Source organism: Dolichospermum sp. LEGE 00246, assembly GCF_015207865.1.
GTDB lineage: Bacteria > Cyanobacteriota > Cyanobacteriia > Cyanobacteriales > Nostocaceae > Dolichospermum > Dolichospermum heterosporum.
Window position 1 is genome coordinate 20,181 of record NZ_JADEWA010000001.1, and the last position, 16,318, is coordinate 36,498.

A 16,318-nucleotide genomic window follows, 5' to 3' on the forward strand; every position below is an offset into this window, starting at 1 on the left:
GTGTAAGAGGTAAATAAAAATGAGTAATTCTATAGATTTTAGTGGCAGACCATTTCATTTCATTGGGATTGGTGGGATTGGAATGTCTGCTTTGGCTTATGTTCTAACTAAACGCCAATTGCCAGTATCCGGTTCAGATTTACGTGCTAACCATATTACGCACAAGTTAGAATCCCTGGGCGCTCACATTTTCAGTAAACAAGAAGCCAATAATTTGGCATTTTTTCTGTCAGAAGTAAGGGCTAATACCGTACCGTTAACTTCTCCAGAAAAGTTGTCTGCTGTGAAAACCGCTTTACCCCAAGTGATTTGTTCTACAGCTATTAATGCTAATAATTTGGAGTATAAAGCGGCTCTAGAATTAGGTTGCCCCATTTGGCATCGTTCTGATGTTCTCGCAGCTTTGATTGCTGATTACTACAGTATTGCTGTAGCAGGAACTCATGGCAAGACCACTACTAGTAGTATGATTGGTTATATGCTATTGCAAGCTGGGCTTGATCCGACAATTTTGGTCGGTGGTGAAGTTAAGGCTTGGGAAGGTAATGCTAGAATGGGTGCAAGCCGTTATTTAGTAGCAGAGGCAGATGAGTCCGATGGTTCTCTGGTAAAACACGCTCCAGAGATTGGTATTATTACTAATATTGAATTAGATCATCCTGACCACTATGAGACATTGGAAGAGGTGGTTGATACCTTCCAAACCTTTGCTCAAGGTTGCAAAACTTTGGTGGGTAGCATTGATTGTCAGACAGTGCGTGATAGGTTTAAACCAACCATTACCTATAGTCTTTACCCAGATAAAGGTGCTGATTACACCGTTACCAATATAGATTATCGTGCTGATGGCACAACAGCTTTGGTATGGGAAAAGGGTAAAGCTTTGGGTTTGTTAAATTTACAGCTATTGAGTCATCATAACCTCAGCAATTCTCTAGCAGCAGTAGCTGTGGGTAGAGTTTTGGGATTAGAATTTGGAGAAATTGCCCAAGGTATTGCTACATTTGAAGGCGCAAGACGACGGTTTGAGTTCCGAGGTGAGGCGGCTGGGGTGACTTTTATTGATGATTATGCCCATCATCCTAGCGAAATTCGCGCTACTTTAGCCGCTGCTCGTCTTCAAGCTAGACCGGGACAAAGGGTAGTTGCTATCTTCCAACCTCATCGTTACACGCGGACATTAACGTTTTTAGAAGAGTTTGCTGAGTCTTTTACTCATGCTGATTTAGTTGTGCTGACGGATATTTACAGTGCGGGTGAACCTGATTTAGGACAAGTGAGTGGACAGGATTTAGCTACTGCGATTAGTAAACACAATCCTGAAGTGGTTTATCAACAAACTTTATCTTTGGTTAGTGAGTTTTTACTGCAAACCTTATGTTCGGGGGATTTGGCACTGTTTTTAGGTGCGGGTAACTTAAATCAGGCTATTCCCGAACTGATTACCATCATGAGTGAACCAGCGATCGCCACTTCTTAGACTAAGAACTTCACTCTAGTAGTGTTGTCATCAATTCACTACCATAGACAAAGATTCACCGATTCAGGAATAAAACCCTGTTGTCTTCTGAGTTTCACAGTTAATTGATGTCCTCACTATCTTGTCTGTTGCCATAAATAACAAATGTCAAAAATTCACTAATTGAAGTAAAGATGATAACTTCCCAGGGATTTGGCAAAATCTGCGAATTTTCTAATTTCACTCCACAAATGCAAACAAAAGATGATGTGGATAATAGTAAATTAATTTACCTACCAGGGACGAATTGTCCTTTGAAAACTCATACTTCTTTGTCAGCGTTTACTTCTTATCGAGTTGGTGGAGAGGCTGAGTGCTATGTTTCTCCCTATGATTTAGAAGCGTTACAAGTAAGTATTGAGTACGCAAAAGAAAATAATTTAGCAATCACAGTATTGGGTGCTGGTTCTAATTTGTTGGTGAGCGATCGCGGCATACCCGGTCTAGTCATTGCCACTCGTCATCTCCGGTCTAAAAACTTTGACCCAACTACAGGTCAATTAACTGTATCCGCCGGAGAACCTATCCCGACTCTAGCATGGGACGCAGCCGCTTTAGGATGGGAAGGATTAGAATGGGCTGTGGGTATTCCCGGAACTGTGGGCGGTGCAGTGGTAATGAATGCTGGAGCGCACAATAGCTGTATCGCAGATATGTTAGTTAGCGCTCAAGTTCTTTCTCCAGATGGAACTTTGGCAACTCTCACCCCAGAGGAATTAGGTTACACATACAGGAGTTCACTCCTCCAAGGTCGTAAGCGGATTGTGACTCAAGCCACCTTCCAACTGCAACCAGGAGCAGATCCTGTGCAAGTGACAGCTAGAACTAAGGAACATAAAAAACACCGACTCAGCACTCAACCCTACAGCTATCCTAGTTGTGGCAGTGTGTTTAGAAATCCTAAACCTTATTCTGCTGGTTGGTTAATTGAACAAACCGGACTCAAGGGTTATCAATTAGGAGGAGCGCAAGTCGCCCAACTTCATGCTAATTTTATCGTCAATCGGGGAGGAGCTAAAGCCAGCGATATTTTCTCCCTTATTCGTCATGTTCAAAATGAGGTGCAAGAACGCTGGTCAATTTGGCTAGAACCAGAAGTGAAAATGTTAGGTGAGTTTCAAGCAGGTTGCTAAATAAAGGCAAGAGGCAATAGGCAATAGGCAAGAGTAATTAAATTACCAATGACTAATGACTAATGACTAATGACTAATGACTCATCGCATCTATAATTGAATTTGATTTGTCAACAATCGTACAGCGGATAACCAGTTATGGCAGAAAAAGGACAGGGATTTGGCTTTGGCTTAGGCAAAATGAAAGAACTAGCCGAAGCATTTAAAAAAGCGCAACAAGTTCAAGAAGGTGCAAAGCGTCTTCAAGAAGAATTGGAGCAAATGGAGATTCTTGGAGAATCTGGTGGTGGACTTGTGAAAGTCGTCGTCAGTGGCAACCAAGAACCCAAACGAGTAGAAATTGCTCCATCTGCTTTAGCAGAAGGTCCAGAAGTGCTTTCTGATTTAGTCGCGGCGGCGATGAAAGATGCCTATAAAAAGTCCACCGAAACCATGCGAGAACGTATGGAAGATCTAACCAGTGGACTGGAATTACCTGGAATGTAAGTAATTGAACAAAAATATTTACAGTCATTGCGAGGGAAGGGAAGCAATCACAACCCTGGCGATTGCTTCATTTCACTTCGTTCCCTATGGCTAACGCCACGCTGCGCTAACGGAATGACATTGTGTAATTAATTCTGTCTCACTACTTAGTCACTCAATTTTGGATTGACGATTTTGGATTTTGGATTTTGGATTGACTCCAACCTAAAGTGTAGAAGCTCAAAAATTTTGGTTTTGGGATTGACGTTAGCGAAGCGTACGCAGCGCAGCGCAACGAGTATTTTTCCATTCTCAAGGATGGGAACTCGTACCGAACTTTTTTATCTAAAATCCAAAATCTAAAATTCCCGGTCAGTGGTCAGGAGTGTAAAATAACTGGCAACTGACACAAAACTAAAACTTAAATCAAAATATTATGCCTTATAAGCTACTGTTTGTCTGCCTTGGTAATATTTGCCGATCGCCATCGGCTGAAAATATTATGAATCATCTCATTGACCAAGCCAGGTTAAATAATACAATTCTTTGCGATTCTGCCGGTACTGCTGGTTATCACATTGGTGCAGCACCGGATCGACGCATGAGTGCCGCAGCAGAGAATAAGTTAGGATTTAAACTCATTGGACAAGCTCGGCAATTTCAAATCCGTGACTTTCAAGAGTTTGATTTGATTTTGGCAATGGATCGTAATAATTATGATGATATCCTCGCTGTTGACCGTTCTGGGCAATATCATTCTAAAGTTAGGTTGATGTGTGATTTTTGCTCTACACACACCCTCAAGGAAGTCCCAGACCCCTATTATGGTGGGGTTGAGGGCTTTAATCATGTGATAGATTTACTGATGGATGCCTGTCAAGGTCTATTGAAACATATCACCCAGAAGTAATCATAAATATTATCATTCTCAGATCTCCGACTTCTTTGAGAAGTCGGGGATCTAATATATTTAAACTATATCTAGTCAACCTCAAAAGCCGCTATGCAAAGTACAGAAACAAATCTACAATTGCGCTTGTGGACGGTGGAAGAATATCACCGCATGACTGAAGCGGGTATTTTTGCACCAGATAAACGGGTGAAACTTTTAGAGGGGAAATTATTTGGATGATTGCAAAAGGAACAGCGCACCGTTCAGCAGTGGTAAGAACAGACTATTTATTCAAAAAAAGATTGGAAAATCGTGCTTGGGTATCTAGTCAAGAACCTGTAAAGTTAAATGAACGGTCTGAACCAGAACCAGATATTTCAGTTGTAAAAATTGATCCTTTGGACTATGCAGATCATCATCCTACACCATCGGAAGTTTATTTAATTATTGAAGTTGCAGATAGTAGTTTAAAATTAGATTATGAAACTAAATCTCAAGCTTATTCTTTGGTAACCGTTCACAGGGGGTGAGAATTTATTAAAAAACCTGAAAGCTTTGTCTGTTGGGTTTTTCAGGCAACTTGACATATTAACGAATGGTTCTTAAATTGGCTAGAAAACGATTTGCAAACCGATATAGAGATTTTGCGAATTTCAAATGACCTAAAAAAATCAAATCTATAACGTTTTTCATGCTGTTTTCGTGGAATCTCATATAGAGTGTTTTTTGTACCCCCCGTGAACGGTTACTCTCTTAGTCTGGGGCATAGTAGATTCCAGTTTAGAGGATGTTTTAAAAGTATTAGATGAAACCGATAATCTCCAAAAACCTAACCCCCCTGCCCCCTTCCCTACGAGGGAAGGGGGTTTTCAAAGCCTCTCCCCGCTTCGGGGAGAGGTTTGGAGAGGGGTCTGTTTATACATTAAAAACTTTTCAAACACCCTCTTAGTTAACTATTTTTCAGTTAAAGAAAAACTATCATGTAAAAACAGATGTTCTAGCCTTTTGCAGTTTAACTAACTATTCTCTTCTTACATGACTCGTAATAGATATTGATGCAAAATTCATCTTTAAATATTAAACACTAAAATCATTCCCATCTTGATTGATAACTAATCTTAAAATTGATAACCCTAAAATAATTAAAAATAGCACCAAACCAATGGTACAAGCATAGCTAATCTCTAAATTACCAAATGCTTGTTCATACAAATAATAAACAATAGTCTTAGAACTATTGAGTGGTCCGCCTTGGGTCATAATATAAACTTCTTCAAAAACTTTAGTTGCGGAAATTGCCGAAATTACAGCCACTAAAGCTAAATAGGGTTGCATCAATGGTAAGGTAATATCCCAATGTTTACGAACACTATCTGAACCATCAATAGCCGCAGCTTCATAAATATCAGCGGGAATGGCTTGTAATCCAGCTAAATAAATTACCATATAATAGCCTAAGCCCTTCCAAATCGTTACAGCCATAATACTAGCTAAAGAAATGGGAACAATTCCCAATATCTTATCAGGACTTGTTAACCAGGGAATTCCGTCAGGAAAAATCCCTAAAGTTTTGAGAATTTGATTCAGCAATCCGTTCTCTGCATATAACCATTTCCAAGCTATCCCAGCTACTACCATAGAAATTACAACTGGAGTATAATATGCTGTCCTAAACCAATTCATTCCCCGCAGTTTTTGATTCACTAAAATTGCTAAAGCTAAGGGTAAAAATACTAAAATAGGAACAACACCAATCAGATAAATAAATGTATTTTGTAATGTTTGCCAAAAAACTGGATCTTTCGATAAACGCAGGAAATTTTTCCAGCCAATCCATTGAGGAGGATCTCCTATATTTTCATAGTTGGTAAAACTCAGATAAAAGGCTTGAACTGCTGGCCAAAAAACAGTTAATATTAAGATAATCAAGGCAGGTAATAAGAACAAATATGGTGTAATTTTGTGTTTGATTAAAATCCATTGTTTTGATGTTAATTGAGACATATTATCGGACTCCCATAAAACTAATAAGTAGGTGAACACAATAAAACCAAACTGTGTAAAGAAATGTAAAATCGCCTAAACCCTCTTCACTCTTACCTCTTGCCTCTTGCCTTTTGCCTTGCCATAACTACAATTTTCAACGCCAACCTACTTATTTAATTGGGGAATTGGTTAAATAATCCTCTTCCCTATTTTTTGGCAAAATTACGTTTTACTGCTGACTCCTGACTCTTGAATTCTGCTGTATGATTCTGGTTCTACTGTCTCATGGTTATTAATTTTCACCTGTTTTAATAAGCTAGGCATCCAAGGTAAAGCTAGGAAAATTCCTGATAAAACTAATAGAAATACAGAAAGTCCAAAAAGTTGGTCGCGGGAAATTTCTAATACACCACGTAAAATTACCTCTCGCAAAGCCGAAACAATCGTAATTTCTACGGCTGCACCTACGGATATACTGCGTTCTTGGAGGTAATCAACTAATAACCGAAACAGTTCTACTAATATCAAAATAAACAGAATATCAGATGTGACTTGCCGTAAATCTAATGGACGTAAAAACGATAAAAACATATCTCCTAATCGAATGAGCATAACACAAAATAAACTCACACAAAGGGAGATGACAATAATATCCTGAAAAAGCTCTAAGTTACGAACAATTCTATCTCGTTTAAACCAATTATTGACTTCTATAATTATCCGCTGTGGCATGGTATTTCCTAAAAAAGATCAATACATCTATTTTAATAATTAACCATTAAACAGATTTTAATAAAGTAAACAGAGAACAAGACGTAATTAGCAACTATCCAATTAAAGCATAATCAGTAGTGAGACAGAATTAATTACATAATGTCATTGCATTAGCGCAGCGTGGCGTTAGCCATATGGAACGAAGTGAAATGAAGCAATCGCCAGGGTTGTGATTGCTTCTCTTCCCTCGCAATGACTGTAAATATTTTTGTTCAATTACTTATTAAACACAAGTAGGATATAAACTTTTGTGAAATGACAAAGAACCTAGATGTGTAGGGGTAAAGCAAGAGCTTCATTGGTGTCAACTTAAGCTCAAATCCCTACCACATCTCGTTCCTAGTCTCTGACTAGGAATGCAGTTGATGAGGCTCTGCCTCTAATATCATTGAAGGCAGAGCCTTCTATAATTCATTCCCAGTCAGAGACTGGGAATGAGGTAAGTTGAGTTCTTTGCGGGATAGATGTTTTACGTTAAGTTGACACCAATGAGCAGTGCTTAATGGTGTCAACTTAACGTGAAACCTGTAGCCCGCCTGGGAATGATAGCGTAGCGTGGCGTTAGCCATATTCCCAGTCTAATAGCAGAAGTTGTCTTTTGATGACTAAATAACCCGGAAATTTTTGAGTAAACTTTAGTTTACTTTCGCTATTAGCCCGGAAATTCATTTCCGGGCGGTGTGGAAGCAAACAGATAAGCCATTTTTAACTTAAGTTGACACCAATGAAGCTCTTGCTTTACCCCTACTACTACTACCTTTAGAATCAAACAATTAAGCCGTTTTGAGTATACAAAAAACAAGACGTAAAACTCATTAACTTTTGTTTCACGCCTTATCTTTTATTTAAACTCCCCAGGCCGGATTCGAACCAGCGACCAATCGATTAACAGTCGATCGCTCTACCACTGAGCTACTGAGGAATGCTCTTTGCTCTTAACTTTAGCTATAATAAACCTAAATCCAAATTAATGCAAGGGGTTTTGGAAAAATTTCCCAACTTTTTTTATGGCTGCTGAAATTTCTCACTTTTAATGCCCCAAAACCTTTCCAGCAGCTACATTCGGAGATTTACGAATGCTGAAATTATAATCCCATTCGCAATTCCGTCAGCCGTTGTCTGGCTTTAGGATCAATTCCATTCACCAAGAATCTACTTTTCGGTTGTTTTTGCGACTGATACCTATGGCGCATTCGACAGACAGTAGTTTCTACTTCGCCACATAGTTGATGCGCTGATAACCATTCAGCACCATATCCCTGGACTGTTAACTGCTGCGCTCGATCTGATGTAGCGACAATCATGCGGGAAATTAAACATTGGGATATTTGGTGACGGAGAGACGCACAGGTTTTTTCTATATATGTGTCTGCGGTCTGACCAAAATCCGTATAATGTACTGTTAGAAAATTTGTAATAGTTTCTCTGTTACTAGGAGTGTTTTGATATTGAGCATCAAACACTACCTGAGTTTCATAACCTTGGAAAGCACTATAATTAGTCATTACTTCCACTAATTCACCCCGTGCAGCCTCAAGTCCGGCATGATCACGGGTTTTTATCAAGCAAGGCCAAGTGCCTATAATATTGTAACCGTCTACTAAGAGAACGGCCGGGACTATGGAACGAGACATGGTTTTTAATCACAATTATCTAGAGTTAACAAAAATCATTCATAAGACTTATAGTAAATGAAGCATTGCTTGTAACCCCATGTTACAAGAAATAAAAACTGCCTCTTTTAATCAAATTTAGACCCTACGATAGAAGCTATGATTTTGAAAAAGCCTCTAAAAATCAGGGTTACTGAATTTATTTTCTCTAAAAAAATATTTTTCTCTGTCTATAAAATTTTATGTTTCCAGGATAGAAGGCTTTTTGAATAGCATTTTGACTGCTTTTTCACGAAGTTTAGTTTTTAATGATAATTAAACGCAGATAAACGCAGATAAACGCAGATTTGATTATTTTGGGCGGGGAGACCCCGTCCCTACTCCTGAATTCTGCTAGATATGGCTTGAAATGTCACAATTTTCCAAGGTTGAATATTTTTATTTACTTGATTTATTGCGGAAAGTTTGATATTATCTTCTAATAAGTCGGTTGGGTTTTCTAGATTTAGAATCTCGCTTTGCAAAGATAATTCTGCTGTTTTTCCGTGACATTCATAAAAGCGAAGAATAAACTTTTTTGGATCGTTTTCACTGGGTTTGAGTGCCATTAAAATCAAGTTATCTGCTGATAAGGTGAGAAAACTTTGGCTTTGACAAGGGTTTAATCCAGGTTGATATTTGATTGGGTTTACTAATACTTGCAAAGGAACATTCAACTCATAACCACGTTTAACGGTTTCTGCTTCTTCCCAACTGTCTAAATGAGGATATAAACTGTAGGTAAATTCTTGTATCCCTCTATCTGCTTGGGAGTCTGGCCAATGGGAACTTCTTAGCAAGGTGAGGCGTAGTTGGTTAGGTTTGGCATCGTAACCATATTTACAATCATTGAGAAGACTAACTCCGTATTTTCCGATCTTTGTATCTGTGGTTAAATCTGCCCAATGTAATGCGGGGACTTCCCATTTTGCCTTTTCTGCGGGGGTTTGGGGATTTGTGGGACGATGAATAGCGCCGCAGGGAATTTCATAAGTGGCAAATTCGGCTTGGAGGTTGAGAGGAAAGGCTGTTTTAACTAATACGTGATTTTCTTGCCAATTTACAGTATTAGTTATTTTCAAAATTGGTGAACCGATTTCCAAGATGTAATCTTGACAAAATTCTGATTTTCCGAGTTGACGGACTACTCGCAATCGTTGTTGAATTTCTCCATATTCTTGCCATTGAATTAATTTTAATTGAGTTGGCGGTAGAGGTTTTGTGTTATAATCTGGGTCTATGTTCCAAGCATCCCAATATTGTCCACTGTCCCTAAAGGCTTGAAGTTGATTTCCTGCACCAGTTAAAATTTCTCGTTGTTGGGTTTTGTCGAAGATGTTGGCTATATCTCCGGTTTCGGAGTTGATTTGAATTTGCAAATATTCGGTTTCTAATATCCAGTTTTCGGGGAATGTTTTGGGTTGGGGGGAAGATGGAGAAAGCCAGAAAATGCTGTAACCTATAGATGGTATGGTTGCGAAAAATAATAAGGTTGAGTTTTCGCTGTTTTGGGAGAGGATTTCTTTTCCTTGAATATCAGCAACTTTCCAGGTTGGGTAATCTGTGGTGATGATTTTTGATAAGTCAATGGTGACAACTTGGGAACGTTCCCAGTTGAGTGAGTTAAAAATTATGACGGGGATGCTCTCAGGGTTGGGAGGTTGTGGTATGTTGATTGTGGAAGCGATCGCTTTTAATGAGTCTTCTAGTATTTTCGTTCCTGATTGTTCTACTGCTTCCCATTCCCATAAAGCGTCTGCGTAAACTTGGGTAATGGAAGAACCGGGGAGAATGTCGTGAAACTGGTTAAATAAAACTTTTTTCCATGCGGTTTCTATTTCTGTTTGTGGAAATTCTGCACCACAAAGGATATTTGCTAAAGTTGCGAATAATTCAGCACTATATAATAAATGTTCAGATTTGCGATTCCAGCGTTTTTGGTCTGCGTGGGTAGTATAACATCCTCGGTGGAATTCTAAATAAAGTTCGTCTTCCCAAACTGGTAAGTTTTGAGTTGATGATTTTATGTCGTTGAGGTATTTTTCGGAAGTTGTAAATTCTAACTTGGGGAAAATTGGGGAATGTTCCCACCGTCGCGCGGTTTCTAGCATATCACGGGTTGGACCACCACCATGATCACCGACTCCGGGAAGCCAAAGAGAATTGTGTAAACCTGTTTGAGTTTTCCAGTCACAAGCGGACTTGGTCATTTTTACAGGTTCGATGGTTTCGCCGATAGGTGCGGACATGAAACTTAATGTTTGACTGCCATCAGGCGATCGCCACCAAAATAAGTCATAATCAAATTTAGTTGTATCATTCCAGCGGAGTTTCTGAGTTACAAAACACTCAATTCCCGCATTTGCAAAAAATTGGGGTAACGTCGCACAAAAACCAAAGGTGTCGGGAACCCAAACTACAGAAGATATTTTTCCGAACTTCTGGAGAAAATACCTTTGTCCATATAATAACTGACGGGCTATAGACTCACCAGCAATTAAATTTAAATCCGGTTCTACCCAAAAACCACCTAAAAATTCCCATTTTCCGGCTTTAACTTGATTTTGAATTTCTCGAAACAAGTCGGGACGATTTTCCTCTACCCAAGCATACAACGCCGGTGTGGTATGACAGAAAATCAATTCGGGAAAATCCTGTTGGAGTTTTAAAGCTGACTCAAAAGTATTTTGTGCTGCTTTCCAAGTTTCCTCCACAGGCCATAACCATGCTAAATCTAAATGTGCATGACCTAATAAATTAATTTTATATTTTTGGGCGTTGATAAATTCAGCTAAACTCAAATAGGTTTGTCGCAAATTCAGCAGATATGTTTTCCAATCTTGATTTTCTGCGTCTTGGCGATTTGTAAATTTCTCAACTTCCCCAGCTAAACTTAGTAACTTTTCTGGTGCGAAGTTTTGTAAAAGAATTTCCGTAACTGCTAATTCATCAGCAATAAAACCAGCATCAGGATTATCATAATCTGTGGACTCAAAAATTGCAAGCGATCGCATCAACGCCCCATCACAATGTCCCGGACTCACCAACCGCAAAGCTATGGTAAACTCTTCTCCAGGACTGACACTTGGACTCAGCAATACTCGCGGGGAAGAATCAAACAAATCCCCCGTCAATACTAACTTACCATTAACATACACTTCTGCTAAATCTGCCCACCATACCAAAGCCACGCGCAAAGACAAACTTGTTAACGGAAAATTGTGTAAATGTTCAGGAACAGAAAATTTTTGTCCTAACCATAATACCCGGTTTCCCCCTGTCCAGGAAACATGAGCTTTTTCATTTAGCTCAACAGGTTGCCAATCAGTTAAACTAAATGGGATAAAATCAGTAACTACCCCGTCAGTTTCCTGATATCGCCAGCTTGACTGGATATCAACCTGACAACAAGAACGCAAAATTTCAATTGCTGTTGATATAGATTTAGTATTTAATGAGGATACAGGAAGAGTCATATTTCTAATAAAATAATATACAGCAGGAGTCAGAAATCAGAAATGAAGCTGCTTTGATTTTTAGTTTGTCTCTCATGCAATTCCCAATTACTATAAATGTCAATAATTGATATTGCTGAAAATTCATATGTCTGTGGGAATCTCTTAACAATTCAAAATTAGGCGTTGCTGAACTAAGGTATGAAATTCCCAAATTAAACCTTTAAAACTCTGACCTTTGCGTCTTTGCGCCTTTGCGTGAGACTAAAATTCATCCCCTTAATCAGCAACACCTAAAGCCTTTAATTGACGATAACCTCCACCTTACAAATTATACATAATTACCATGTCTTCTGATTTCTCCAATCGCTATCAAAGCAAACTCTTCAACTTTGTCTACCAGCATTCTCGACGGTTGACACAAACACTGGAAAACACCTTCAAGAATTTGCAACTTGCTACTGGTTCGGGTATAGGTTCTCTACTTTATCCACTGTACCAATTATGGCAACAAGATGGCACAGTCAAAAAATTACAATCAGCAACTCCTCCTACCAGTGATGCGCCAATTCAAATTATATTAGATGTTATCAAAAATCTTCCTCCCGGAGAGACTGATATACCAACTTCCTCACAAACAAATCCTCTCACATTTTTAGGATCTTTGTGGAAGAAAATTTTTCCTCAGCCGAATTCTCCAACTCCAGAAAATACCCTGCAACAGCATATACCAACAGTACAAGGAATTGCCATAGAATTGCAAACTCGTAATTTAGTATTAGTAAGCGCAGATAATCGTATTTTCGATGTTTTCACACCGCAGCAAAACGTCAAATTAGCAGATAGAATTAATAGCGAAATTAGTGAATATCGGTATTCTTTACAACTAATTACTCACCAACAACAAGAATTATTACCCAAAATTGATGATCTTTTGAATAAGTTAACTGATGATGATCCTATCATAGTACAACAACCTCTCCTCAATCCCCTGAAACTTTTTGGATTTCTCGATCAATTAATTGCTAATTTAGAAACTACGGCTTTAGTCCCCGTCCAAAAACATAGTCAGGAAATCGTCAAAAATTTCCAAAGTCAAGTTAATGATTTAACTATTAATCATGATCACTTAAAACCTCCGCAACAAAGTATTTCTAATTTAATTTTAGCCGCGATAAACTACTTTTTTGTTGTCAGAAATACTTATCAACTTGACTCAAATTCTTCTGGAGAAACCCCACAAAGTAAACCTGATTTTGAAAAGATAGTATCAGCAAACAATCAGTTAAATATTGGGGATACTTCAGAAGATACCTGGTTAACATGGAATGATTTATTTGGTAATACCCCCACCAATATTGAAGAATTATCTGATAATAATGATGTCAATAAACTACCGCAATCTCAAATAAGATGGGGATTACCGAGAATTCGGACTACAATGGGTCAACAACCACCTCAACCGAAAAACGACGAATTTACCCAAACAGGCAGTCAAACCAGCCAAGAATTTAATTTTAAGCCAGACTGGATTGATATTTCCGCCACCTCATTAGGCTACGAAAAACACCCATTAGAACAAATTCTGGAATGGTTAGATTATTCTATATTATGGATAGAACAAATATTAACAAACATGATTTATTTTTTCAGAGGTTTATTGTTAGGAAGATAAATGGAAAATCATATCCCCCACTTCTCAAAGAAGTGGGGGATCTAAAATCCGCTATAATTCTACAATTACTGGTGTATGGTCACTGGGTTGAACTAACTTTCGCGGTTCAATATCAATAATACAACTTTGAGCGCGTTCATACAACATTGGTGTCAGATAATGGTGATCTATTCGCCAACCTAAATTACGCTTAAAAGCAGCCGTGCGATAATCCCACCAACTATAGTTTTCCCCTTCGCTGTTGAATTTACGAAAAGCATCTGCAAAACCTACATTCAGAACATCTCGTAAAGCTTGACGTTCTAATTCCGATGCCATGATGTGATTATCTATTTTTACTTTATCATTAATATCTATATCTTCTAGGGCAATATTAAAATCACCACACAGAGAAATAGCTGGATTTGATAATATTAACGTCTGTAAATATTCTTTCAGTATTTTTAACCAGCCTAACTTATATTCATACTTTTCGCTACCAATAGATGAACCATTGGGAACGTAAAGATTAACAATTCTTACGCCCTCAATTACACCCGTAATCACCCGTTTTTGTTCATCCCATACTGATTCTAGACCTGGTAAAATAGGACTAAACCCTGCACTTACATCTATCAACGGTTGACGACTAATTAAAGCCACACCATTATAAGATTTTTGCCCAGAAATATACGGATAATAGCCTAAATTTGTAAATGCGAGACTAGGAAAGTCCTGGTCTATGACTTTGGTTTCTTGTAAACACAAAACATCAACCGGATTTTCTGTTAACCAATTGATAACCTGTTCTAAACGTGTCCGCACAGAATTCACATTCCAAGTAGCAATTTTCATGAGTTATTGATTAAAATGATCGCAAAATAATGGTGAAGCATTTATTCGGTAAAAATTAGATATTTATGATCCCTCAGATAGATGAACAAGGTCTATACTAGTTTATAGTTTAATAATGTTCTCTGAATTTTTCATGTTTCGATCAAAAAATGAGTTTGTGAAAATCTTTTAACAATCTGTTAATTTAGCATTTATTGATAGTTTTTTACCCCCATTTTCTCCAAATTGGAGGATTCCGAATGGGGAAATAAAGGGCTGCAAAAATGAACGTCATTAAATCAAGCATAAAAGTAGAAGTTGGAATTGTTTTTAATGGTGATGTCGAGATCAATCATAACATTGCCAGGGTTGAATTTTTTGAAAGGGGGACATCTTATGAGTATCATAGTTAACACCTGCCCTTGCTGCGGCGGTTCGGTTCTGCGTCATGTTCGCCATCATGAGGTTTATTGGTTTTGTCTGTCCTGTAGACAAGAAGTACCAGTTTTAAGCATCAATGATGGATCTAATCCCCTATCTAAGCGAGAAACTCGTAATCAAGAAGTTTTACCGCAAACGGCGTTGAGTTCTTGAATTTGTCCGGGAAAGATCGCTAATTAGCATAAATTTGGGTAAAATCAGAAATTGCTAATTTTAAATACAAAATATATGCCGATATCATTAAGTATGGTAAGTAGTGAGATAGAATTAATTACACAATATCATTGCGTTAGCGTAGCGTGGCGTTAGCCATATGGAACGAAGTGAAATGAAGCAATCGCCAGGGTTGTGATTGCTTCCCTTCCCTCGCAATGACTGTAAATATTTTTGTCCAATTACTTATAAAACCGTATTTAAGTGATTTTCATAGGTGGTTAAAGTCATACTTCTTTTTTATGGGTGAAAAGTTTTGTTAGCAGCACTACTCTACGGACAAGAGGATTTACGCCTAGAACAAGTTCCTGACCCGACTCCCGAAGCCGGCGAGGTGGTGATTCAGGTGGAAGCAGCTACTACTTGTGGTACAGATTTGAAGGTGTGGCGACGGGGTGGTCATGCTAAAATGCTGACACTACCAACACTGTTTGGTCATGAAGGTGCAGGACGGATTGTGGCTGTCGGTGCTGGGGTGAGGAATTGGCGGGTAGGCGATCGCGTGGTGGCAAATAATTCTGCACCCTGCATGAAATGTTTCTTTTGTCAACGCCAAGAATATTCTTTATGTCCCCATTTAACTTGGAATAATGGGACATTTGCAGAATATCTGAAAATTCCTGCTCCCATAGTTAGGTATAATCTATTACAAGTTCCTGATCATTTGCCCCTAGTATTAGCGGCGATGACTGAACCTTTAGCCTGTGTATTGCATGGTATCAGCCGTTGTGAAGCCAAACCCGATGACAAAGTAGTAGTTTTGGGAGATGGGGCGATTGGCTTGATGTTTGTGGCAGTATTAGCGGAATATACTGAGGTGATATTGTGGGGTGGGAATAATCAACGGTTAGAAATTGGTGAAAGGCTGGGTGCAGCCAAGACTTTTAATTATCATCAAGTTACGGATATTGCCAATACAGTTAAGGAATTAACCGCTGGTTGGGGTGCAGATGTCGTGATAGAGGCTACTGGTGTACCGAGTGTCTGGGAAACTGCGATCGCTTGCGGTCGTCCTGGTGCAACTATCAATTTATTTGGTGGTTGTCCAAGAGATACCACAATTACTGTGAATACTGAACAATTGCACTATAGTGAACTTACTCTCAAAGGCGTATTTCACAATACACCAGAATATGTAAAGGCTGCCTTATTACTCATCGCCAGTGGTACAATTCCTTTTGACTTGCTTATTAGTGAACACCGACCTTTACAGGATCTAGAACAGGTATTTATAGATATGAAGGCGCGGAAAGTCATTAAAGTAGCAATGGGTTGACAGTGAAAATTCCGACGCACCCTA

Annotated in this window: 12 protein-coding genes, 1 tRNA gene and 1 pseudogene; 8 read left to right on the forward strand and 6 right to left on the reverse strand. The window is 38.7% G+C overall.

What is annotated here, in order from left to right; translation table 11 throughout:
- Nucleotides 1-19 precede the first annotated feature (19 nt).
- From murC to IQ228_RS00115, 5 genes and pseudogenes are all read left to right on the forward strand, one after another.
- Nucleotides 20-1,480: a UDP-N-acetylmuramate--L-alanine ligase gene (murC, locus tag IQ228_RS00095; protein ID WP_027404345.1), complete on the forward strand. Its 1,461-nt coding sequence runs from the start codon at nucleotides 20-22 to the stop codon at nucleotides 1,478-1,480.
- A gap of 173 nt (nucleotides 1,481-1,653) precedes the next feature.
- Complete coding sequence (gene murB, locus IQ228_RS00100) at nucleotides 1,654-2,652, forward strand: UDP-N-acetylmuramate dehydrogenase (RefSeq protein WP_027404346.1); 999 nt, start codon at nucleotides 1,654-1,656, stop codon at nucleotides 2,650-2,652.
- Between the two features lie 138 nt (nucleotides 2,653-2,790).
- Nucleotides 2,791-3,138: a YbaB/EbfC family nucleoid-associated protein gene (locus tag IQ228_RS00105; protein WP_027404347.1), complete on the forward strand. Its 348-nt coding sequence runs from the start codon at nucleotides 2,791-2,793 to the stop codon at nucleotides 3,136-3,138.
- A 415-nt stretch (nucleotides 3,139-3,553) separates the two neighbouring features.
- On the forward strand, nucleotides 3,554-4,027 hold the full coding sequence (locus tag IQ228_RS00110) for a low molecular weight protein-tyrosine-phosphatase (RefSeq protein WP_071992849.1): 474 nt from the start codon (nucleotides 3,554-3,556) through the stop codon (nucleotides 4,025-4,027).
- A 93-nt stretch (nucleotides 4,028-4,120) separates the two neighbouring features.
- Nucleotides 4,121-4,515: pseudogene (locus IQ228_RS00115) on the forward strand (Uma2 family endonuclease); the annotation flags it as partial.
- 571 nt (nucleotides 4,516-5,086) lie between these two features.
- On the opposite strand, the gene IQ228_RS00120 reads toward IQ228_RS00115, so the two are convergent.
- The 5 genes from IQ228_RS00120 to IQ228_RS00140 all read right to left on the reverse strand — a co-directional run bounded on the left by IQ228_RS00120 (nucleotide 5,087) and on the right by IQ228_RS00140 (nucleotide 11,897).
- Nucleotides 5,087-6,013 carry a carbohydrate ABC transporter permease gene (locus IQ228_RS00120; RefSeq protein WP_027401119.1) on the reverse strand — a complete coding sequence of 309 codons (927 nt, stop codon included), beginning with the start codon at nucleotides 6,011-6,013 and terminating at the stop codon, nucleotides 5,087-5,089.
- Nucleotides 6,014-6,217: 204 nt separating this feature from the next.
- Nucleotides 6,218-6,727 (reverse strand): phosphate-starvation-inducible PsiE family protein, encoded by a 510-nt coding sequence (locus IQ228_RS00125; protein ID WP_051424226.1) that lies wholly within the window; start codon nucleotides 6,725-6,727, stop codon nucleotides 6,218-6,220.
- Between the two features lie 892 nt (nucleotides 6,728-7,619).
- Nucleotides 7,620-7,691, reverse strand: a tRNA-Asn gene (locus tag IQ228_RS00130).
- 163 nt (nucleotides 7,692-7,854) lie between these two features.
- On the reverse strand, nucleotides 7,855-8,403 hold the full coding sequence (locus IQ228_RS00135) for an NYN domain-containing protein (RefSeq protein ID WP_027401118.1): 549 nt from the start codon (nucleotides 8,401-8,403) through the stop codon (nucleotides 7,855-7,857).
- A gap of 356 nt (nucleotides 8,404-8,759) precedes the next feature.
- Nucleotides 8,760-11,897 carry an alpha-mannosidase gene (locus tag IQ228_RS00140; RefSeq protein WP_193961893.1) on the reverse strand — a complete coding sequence of 1,046 codons (3,138 nt, stop codon included), beginning with the start codon at nucleotides 11,895-11,897 and terminating at the stop codon, nucleotides 8,760-8,762.
- A gap of 325 nt (nucleotides 11,898-12,222) precedes the next feature.
- Between IQ228_RS00140 and IQ228_RS00145 the strand changes: the two genes are divergently transcribed.
- A complete protein-coding gene (locus tag IQ228_RS00145; RefSeq protein ID WP_193961894.1) occupies nucleotides 12,223-13,551 on the forward strand; it encodes a hypothetical protein in 1,329 nt (442 codons plus the stop codon).
- Between the two features lie 51 nt (nucleotides 13,552-13,602).
- On the opposite strand, the gene xth is transcribed toward IQ228_RS00145, so the two are convergent.
- Nucleotides 13,603-14,385, reverse strand: a complete 783-nt coding sequence (gene xth / locus IQ228_RS00150) for an exodeoxyribonuclease III (RefSeq protein ID WP_027401115.1) — start codon at nucleotides 14,383-14,385, stop codon at nucleotides 13,603-13,605.
- Between the two features lie 375 nt (nucleotides 14,386-14,760).
- On the opposite strand from xth, the gene IQ228_RS00155 reads away from it, so the two are divergent.
- Together IQ228_RS00155 and IQ228_RS00160 are read left to right on the forward strand one after the other, a co-directional pair.
- A complete protein-coding gene (locus IQ228_RS00155) occupies nucleotides 14,761-14,958 on the forward strand; it encodes a hypothetical protein (protein WP_071992747.1) in 198 nt (65 codons plus the stop codon).
- Between the two features lie 316 nt (nucleotides 14,959-15,274).
- Nucleotides 15,275-16,294 (forward strand): zinc-binding dehydrogenase, encoded by a 1,020-nt coding sequence (locus IQ228_RS00160; RefSeq protein WP_193961895.1) that lies wholly within the window; start codon nucleotides 15,275-15,277, stop codon nucleotides 16,292-16,294.
- Nucleotides 16,295-16,318: the final 24 nt, after the last annotated feature.

Coding starts and splice junctions, on each gene's coding strand:
- murB (WP_027404346.1), top strand. CDS start 1,654: ATGATAACTTCCCAGGGATTTGGCAAAATCTGCGAATTTTCTAATTTC.
- IQ228_RS00155 (WP_071992747.1), top strand. CDS start 14,761: ATGAGTATCATAGTTAACACCTGCCCTTGCTGCGGCGGTTCGGTTCTG.
- IQ228_RS00140 (WP_193961893.1), bottom strand. CDS start 11,897: ATGACTCTTCCTGTATCCTCATTAAATACTAAATCTATATCAACAGCA.
- IQ228_RS00135 (WP_027401118.1), bottom strand. CDS start 8,403: ATGTCTCGTTCCATAGTCCCGGCCGTTCTCTTAGTAGACGGTTACAAT.
- IQ228_RS00145 (WP_193961894.1), top strand. CDS start 12,223: ATGTCTTCTGATTTCTCCAATCGCTATCAAAGCAAACTCTTCAACTTT.
- IQ228_RS00120 (WP_027401119.1), bottom strand. CDS start 6,013: ATGTCTCAATTAACATCAAAACAATGGATTTTAATCAAACACAAAATT.
- murC (WP_027404345.1), top strand. CDS start 20: ATGAGTAATTCTATAGATTTTAGTGGCAGACCATTTCATTTCATTGGG.
- IQ228_RS00125 (WP_051424226.1), bottom strand. CDS start 6,727: ATGCCACAGCGGATAATTATAGAAGTCAATAATTGGTTTAAACGAGAT.
- IQ228_RS00110 (WP_071992849.1), top strand. CDS start 3,554: ATGCCTTATAAGCTACTGTTTGTCTGCCTTGGTAATATTTGCCGATCG.
- IQ228_RS00105 (WP_027404347.1), top strand. CDS start 2,791: ATGGCAGAAAAAGGACAGGGATTTGGCTTTGGCTTAGGCAAAATGAAA.
- xth (WP_027401115.1), bottom strand. CDS start 14,385: ATGAAAATTGCTACTTGGAATGTGAATTCTGTGCGGACACGTTTAGAA.